This window comes from Hydrogenophaga sp., from assembly GCF_051007235.1.
Classification (GTDB): Bacteria; Pseudomonadota; Gammaproteobacteria; order Burkholderiales; family Burkholderiaceae_C; genus Hydrogenophaga.
Map to the genome: position 1 here is coordinate 1 of NZ_JBPCSJ010000094.1, position 5908 is coordinate 5908.

At 69.8% G+C, this 5908-nt stretch carries 5 protein-coding genes; 2 read left to right on the plus strand and 3 right to left on the minus strand.

The annotated features are described in order from the left end of the window. Positions 1–819, plus strand: an 819-nt coding sequence (locus tag ACR2JA_RS03395) for an MFS transporter (protein WP_434007713.1), incomplete at its 5' end; no start/stop codon positions are given. A gap of 163 nt (positions 820–982) precedes the next feature. After that, positions 983–1459: a YidB family protein gene (locus ACR2JA_RS03400; RefSeq protein WP_434007714.1), complete on the plus strand. Its 477-nt coding sequence runs from the start codon at positions 983–985 to the stop codon at positions 1457–1459. 274 nt (positions 1460–1733) lie between these two features. Here the strand turns inward: ACR2JA_RS03400 and ACR2JA_RS03405 are convergent, their stop codons facing one another. From ACR2JA_RS03405 to ACR2JA_RS03415, 3 genes are all read right to left on the minus strand, one after another. Next, entirely contained in the window at positions 1734–2588 is an 855-nt protein-coding gene (locus tag ACR2JA_RS03405; protein WP_434007715.1) for an alpha/beta hydrolase, read from the minus strand. A gap of 5 nt (positions 2589–2593) precedes the next feature. Continuing rightward, positions 2594–4096: a M20/M25/M40 family metallo-hydrolase gene (locus ACR2JA_RS03410; protein ID WP_434007716.1), complete on the minus strand. Its 1503-nt coding sequence runs from the start codon at positions 4094–4096 to the stop codon at positions 2594–2596. Between the two features lie 191 nt (positions 4097–4287). Then, entirely contained in the window at positions 4288–5856 is a 1569-nt protein-coding gene (locus tag ACR2JA_RS03415) for a methyl-accepting chemotaxis protein (protein WP_434007717.1), read from the minus strand. Positions 5857–5908: the final 52 nt, after the last annotated feature.

Here is a 5908-nt window from a genome sequence, read left to right on the forward strand (position 1 = left end):
GCGGCCGAACTGGCGGCGCCGGACTTCCGCGAAAAAGCCGTGTCGCTGGTGCTGGCCGGTGGCCTGGTGGGCGCGGTGCTGGGCCCCAACCTGGCCAGCCGCACCCGCAACCTGCTGGACGTGCCGTTCGCCGGTGCCTACCTGGCGCTGGCCGTGGTGGCGCTGCTGTCCATGGCCATCATGTCGTTTCTGAAGTTTCCGCCGCTGCCGCCCAAGAAGGCCGGCGCCGACACCGGGCGTCCGCTGTCGGTGATCGTGCGCCAGCCGGTGTTCATGGTTGCGGCCATCGGTGCCGCGCTGGGTTACGGGGTGATGAACCTGCTGATGGCCGCCACCCCGCTGGCCATGCAGGTCTGCGGCTTCGAGTTCAGCGACGCCGCCCTGGTGCTGGAGTGGCACGTGATCGGCATGTTCGCGCCGGGCTTTTTCACCGGCCACCTCATCAAGCGCTTTGGCACGCTCACCATCATGGGCGTGGGCGTGCTGCTCAACGCGCTGTGCATCGTCATTGCCCTGACCGGCGTGGAGCTGCACCAGTTCCTGATCGCGCTGTTCCTGCTGGGCGTGGGCTGGAACTTCCTGTTCACCGGCAGCACCACGCTGTCGCTGCAAGCCTACAGACCTGAGGAAAAAGACCGCGCACAGGCCGCCATCAATTTCTTTGTTTTCGCCACCATGGCGGTCACCTCGTTCGCCTCCGGCGCCCTTGTCACCACCCAGGGCTGGGCCCTGTTGAACGTGGGTTCGCTGGTGCCCGTGGCCCTGACCGGCGTGGCGCTGGGCTGGCTTGCCTGGCTCAAGCGCCAAGCCCACAATTGAGAAGCACCCCTGCGCCGCTGCGCGGCGTCCCCCCGCAAGGGGGACCACGCCAGTGGCCCGGCCAAGCCGGTTCCACGGCGTGCGCTGGAGGGTGTTTCCTCTTGCCTGCGTCGCGTCACACGTGCAAGGCATCATCGGATCTCAACTTTTCGGGAGAAATCACATGGGTCTTTTGGATTCGGTACTGGGCGCGGCCCTGGGTAGCCAGCAAGCTGGCCAGGCGCAGGGTGGTGCGGGCGGCATCGACCCGCAGGTGCTCATGGGCATCGTCGGCGCGCTGATGAACAACGCCGGAGGCCTGCAGGGCATCCTGGCCAAGCTGCAGCAGGGCGGTCTGGCCGATGCCGCCGCGTCGTGGGTGGGCACGGGTGCGAACCAGCCCGTGTCGGCCGACGCCCTGGGCGGCGCCCTCGGCCCGGACCTGATGGGCATGATCGCCCAGCAACTGGGCGGCAATGAGCAACAGGCCGCCGGCACCCTGGCAGACGTGCTGCCCGGTCTGATCGACCAGTTGACACCACAAGGCCAGCTGCCGGCCGACAACGGCATGGGCGCGCTGGGTTCGCTGCTGGGCGGCAGCGACGGCAAGCTGGACGCCGGCGACCTGATGGGCATGCTGGGCGGGCTGATGAAGCGCTGAAGTAAAAGGCCCCCACGCTCCACCGCTGCGCGGGTCGCTGAGCAGGACGCTGCCAGAGTCAGCGTCACTTTGCGCCGTCCGGACGTGCGCAGGCACGTCCAGAGCCGCGGCGCAAAGCCCCTCGGGGGCTGGGCCTGCCTTGGGACGGCCCGGCGGCTGGCCCGTTGCAAACGCGGCGCGCATCGGGTCCAGGGCACCGCCGGGCCGGCTTTGCCGGACGGCCAGTGCCGCCCCCTTGAGGGGGCGGCGCGGAGGACCGCAGAGGTGTTCCTGTTCAGGCGGGTGCGAAGCCGTCCAGCCAGGTCTTGAGCGCGCCGTAGGCGGCCGAGGGATCGGCCTCGTTGAAGATTTCGTGGAACTGGCCGTCCAGGCACTGGCTGGTGACCACGTTCCGCGGCGCCACGCTGGCAAAGGCGCGGCTGCCGTCGGGCCGCACCAGGCGGTCGGCGCCGGCGTACAGCAGCAGGGTGGGCACGGTCCAGCCAGGAGCAGCGGCCACCACGGGCGGGCCGTTGGCGTCGATGAAGCGCGCCAGCCGCGCCGAAATGCGGTCGTGCACCCGCTTGTCTTTGCGGTAAGCGTCCACCACGGCCGCGTCGTGCGAGATCCGGCGCGGGTCCAGCCCGTTGGAGAGCGTGAAGTCGGGCGCCCAGCGGTACAGCAGGGCGATCAGGCGCTTGTTCAGGGGGCCGATGCCCGCGTCCAGCGCGGGCGAGGACAGCACCAGCCCATCCACCGGCGCGGAACCCCGCAGCACCCAGGTGGCCGCCACCACGCCGCCCATGCTGTGGCCCAGCAGGACGATCGGGCAGGCCCAGGGCTGGGCGATGTGGCGGCGCGTGTCGTCCAGCACTTCGTCCAGGTCGTCCAGCAGGGCGTCGTCGTCGGGCAGCACGCCGCGCGCGCCGCCCGAATCGCCATGGCCGCGCTGGTCGTAGGCGCGCACCGCAAAACCCCACTCGTTCAGTCGCTGGGCCAGCGGGTCGTAGCGCCAGGCGTGTTCGCCCAGGCCGTGCACGATCAGCACCACGGCGCGCGGGCGGCGGCGGCTGGGCAGCGGCCAGTCGAACAGCGCGACGTTCAGCCCGTCGCGCAGCGTGAACGGGGCCTGGGTGGTGTCCACACCCATGGCGCTCAGGGCATGCGCGCGATGACCTGCGCCACCGAAGCGGTGAGGCGTCGCGCGTAGTCCAGGTGCAGGAACTCGTTGGGTCCGTGCGCGTTGCTCTTGGGCCCGAGCACGCCGCAGACCATCATCTGTGCCTTCGGGAAGCCCTGGCTGAGCAGGTTCATCAGCGGGATGGTGCCGCCCTGGCCGATGCTGCCGCAGCCGGCGCCGAAGTGGGCCAGAGAAGCGTCGTCCAGCGCCGCGTCGAACCACGGTGTGGTGCTCGGCGCGTTCCAGCCAGTGGCCGCGCTCAGGCCCTCGAACGTGACCTTGGCCTGGTAGGGCGCGTTGTCTTCCAGCAGGGTCTTGAGCTGCTGCACCGCGCTGGCCGCGTCCACCAGCGGTGGCAGCCGCAGGCTGAGCTTGAAGGCGGTGTAGGGGCGCAGCACGTTGCCGGCGTTGCCGATGTCGGGGAAGCCCTCGGCGCCGGTGACCGACAGCGTGGGCCGCCAGGTGCGGGCCAGCAGGGCTTCGACCGGGTCGGTGGTGGTGGGCAGGGCGAACACCGTGGAGCCACCACAGTCGTGGTGCGCCCAGTGGAAGCGCTTGTACAGCTCGTCGCCCAAAATCGCGGCCGTGGCCTGCGCCTGCGCCAGCCGCTCGGCCGGCACCTCGCAATGGAAGCTGGCCGGCAGCAGGCGGCCGGTGCCGCTGTCTTCCAGCCGGTCCAGCACCTGGCGCATGATGCGGAAACTCGACGGCACCAGCCCCGAGGCGTCACCCGAGTGGATGCCTTCGGTGAGGATTTCGACCTTGAGCACGCCGCTGGCCATGCCGCGCAGGCTGGTGGTCATCCACAGCTGGTCGTAGTTGCCGGCGCCGCTGTCCAGGCACACCACCAGGCCCACGTCGCCCAGACGGGTGCGCAGCGCGTCCACATAGGGCAGCAGGTCGGCCGAGCCGCTTTCTTCGCAGGTTTCGATCAGCCCGACGATGCGCGGGTGCGCCACGCCCTGCGCCTTGAGCGCCTGGATGGCGGTGATGGCGGCGTAGACCGCGTAGCCATCGTCGGCGCCGCCGCGGCCGTAGAGCTTGCCGTCGTCGATCTTGGGTGTCCACGGGCCCAGGTCGCTGCGCCAGCCGCTGAATTCGGGTTGTTTGTCCAGGTGCCCGTACATCAAGACAGTCTGCCCCGACGCCGGAGCGGGCGTACCGTCCTGGCCTTCGCTGGCGGGCACCTCGAAGAACAGCACCGGTGTGCGCGGTTTCCCCTGCGCGTCGTTCAGGCGCAGCACCTCCAGCTGCAGCCCGGGCACCTGCTGGGCGCGCACCCAGTCGGCGGCGTTCTGGAGCACGCGGTCGAGCAGGCCGTGGGCGGCCCAGTCGGGGTCGAACATGGGGGACTTGGCCGGCACCGCGATGTAGCGCAGCAGCTCGGGCACGATGCAGTCTTGCCAGGCGGCGTCCACCTGGGTCTGCAGGGTCTGGGCGTCCAGCGCGAGGGCGGCGGTGGGCAGTCGGGCGTTCATGGCGGACCTTTCCGGAAGAGCAACCAAAGCGGCTCAGTATAGGCAGGCCGCCATGGCCCTGAACCCCTTCCGGTTGGCCAGGCGACACGCCCCACACGGCAGGCCGGGCCAGCGCGACCAATGAAGCCTGGGTGGGCGCGGCGGGCCAGGCCGCGCCGCATGGGCGCTCCCCTTGGCGCAGCCGCCCGCGCTCAGCGGGCGTTCAGCTGGAAGGTGGCCACCACGGCGGCGAGCTTGCTGGCCTGTTCGCGCAGGTTCTCGGCGGCCGCCGCGCTCTCTTCCACCAGCGCCGCGTTCTGCTGCGTCATCTGGTCGAGCTGGCCGACCGCGCGGTTGACCTGTCCGATGCCTTCGCTCTGCTCGTTGGCGGCGGTGGTGATGTCGTTGATGAAGGCCGAGATTTTTTGCGCGTGCGTCACGATCTCGCCGATCGTCTGGCCGGCTTCGGCCACCAGCTGGGTACCGGCTTCGACCTTGTCCACGCTGGCCCCGATCAGCACCTTGATCTCCTGGGCCGCTTCGGCGCTGCGGCGCGCGAGGTTGCGCACCTCGCCGGCCACCACGGCAAACCCGCGACCGGACTCCCCGGCCCGCGCGGCTTCCACCGCGGCGTTGAGCGCCAGGATGTTGGTCTGGAACGCGATGCCGTCGATCACGCCGATGATGTCGCCGATCTTGCGCGAGCTGTGGTTGATCTCGTCCATGGTGGACACGACCTGCCCCACCACCTGTCCGCCGCGCGCGGCCACATCGGCGTTGGCCGCGGCCATGGCGCTGGCCTGGCGTGCGCTGTCCACGCTCTGGCCGACCATGCCGTTGATCTGTTCCAGGCTGCTGGCGGCCTGCTGCAGGCTGCCGGCCGCCTGTTCGGTGCGGTTGGACAGGTCCTGGTTGCCCGACGCAATTTCGACGCTGGCGCTGCCGATGCTGTTGGTGCTGTTGCGCACCTCGCCCACGATGCGCGCGAGCGACGCCTGCATCATGCCCAGCGCGTGCATCAGCGCGGTCAGCTCGTCCTTGCCCTGGGTCTGCACGGGCTGCGTCAGGTCGCCCTTGGCGATGGACGCCGCCAGGTTCTGCGCCGCGTTCAGCGGCTGGCAGATGCTCTGCATGTTGGCCAGCGTGGTCGGCACCACCACGAACATGGCCACCCCCACGGCGATGGCGAAACCGATCAGCGTGGCGCGGGCGGTGCGCTCCTCGTCGGCCTGCAGCGCCGCGGCCTCGGCGGCGATGATGGTCTCGACCTTCTTCATGTCCGCCTCCAGCACCGCGTAGCGCTCGTGCGCACGCTCCAGCATGCGGTTGGCCACGGTGGCGCTGTCGTAGCCCCCGCTCTGCATGTTGTTGACCACCGGCTCCACCGCGGCCTCGTAGGCGACCAGGTTCTTTTCCAGGCCTTCGAGCACCACGTTGTCCTCGTCGGGTTCGCCTTGCTGCATGTGCTGGATCTGCTCGCGCACCGCCTTGCGGGCCTTGCCCCAGTTCATGTGCGCCAGCGACAGCTGTTCGGGTGATTCGTACTGGATCACCATTTCTTTTTCGTACCGGCCCAGCTCGGCCAGCGCCAGGCGCAGGCGCGACAGCGTCTTGGTCTCCTCGAACGCGTGGTTCACGAACTCGTGGCTGATGGCCTGCAGGTTCTGCATGCCCCACAGGCCCGCGCCCCCCACGCCCAGCAGCAACGCCAGCACCACGCCGATGGCACCCACCATGCGCACGCGGATGGAGAACAGCCGCATCATTGGTTGCAGGCCCATGTCACAAACTCCTTGACCGGTTCGAACCGTGGCGCGCTCAGGCGCGCGCCGT

Excerpts from the sequence above, each read along its gene's own strand:
- ACR2JA_RS03400 (WP_434007714.1), top strand. The coding sequence starts at position 983 with ATGGGTCTTTTGGATTCGGTACTGGGCGCGGCCCTGGGTAGCCAGCAA.
- ACR2JA_RS03405 (WP_434007715.1), bottom strand. The coding sequence starts at position 2,588 with ATGGGTGTGGACACCACCCAGGCCCCGTTCACGCTGCGCGACGGGCTG.
- ACR2JA_RS03410 (WP_434007716.1), bottom strand. The coding sequence starts at position 4,096 with ATGAACGCCCGACTGCCCACCGCCGCCCTCGCGCTGGACGCCCAGACC.
- ACR2JA_RS03415 (WP_434007717.1), bottom strand. The coding sequence starts at position 5,856 with ATGGGCCTGCAACCAATGATGCGGCTGTTCTCCATCCGCGTGCGCATG.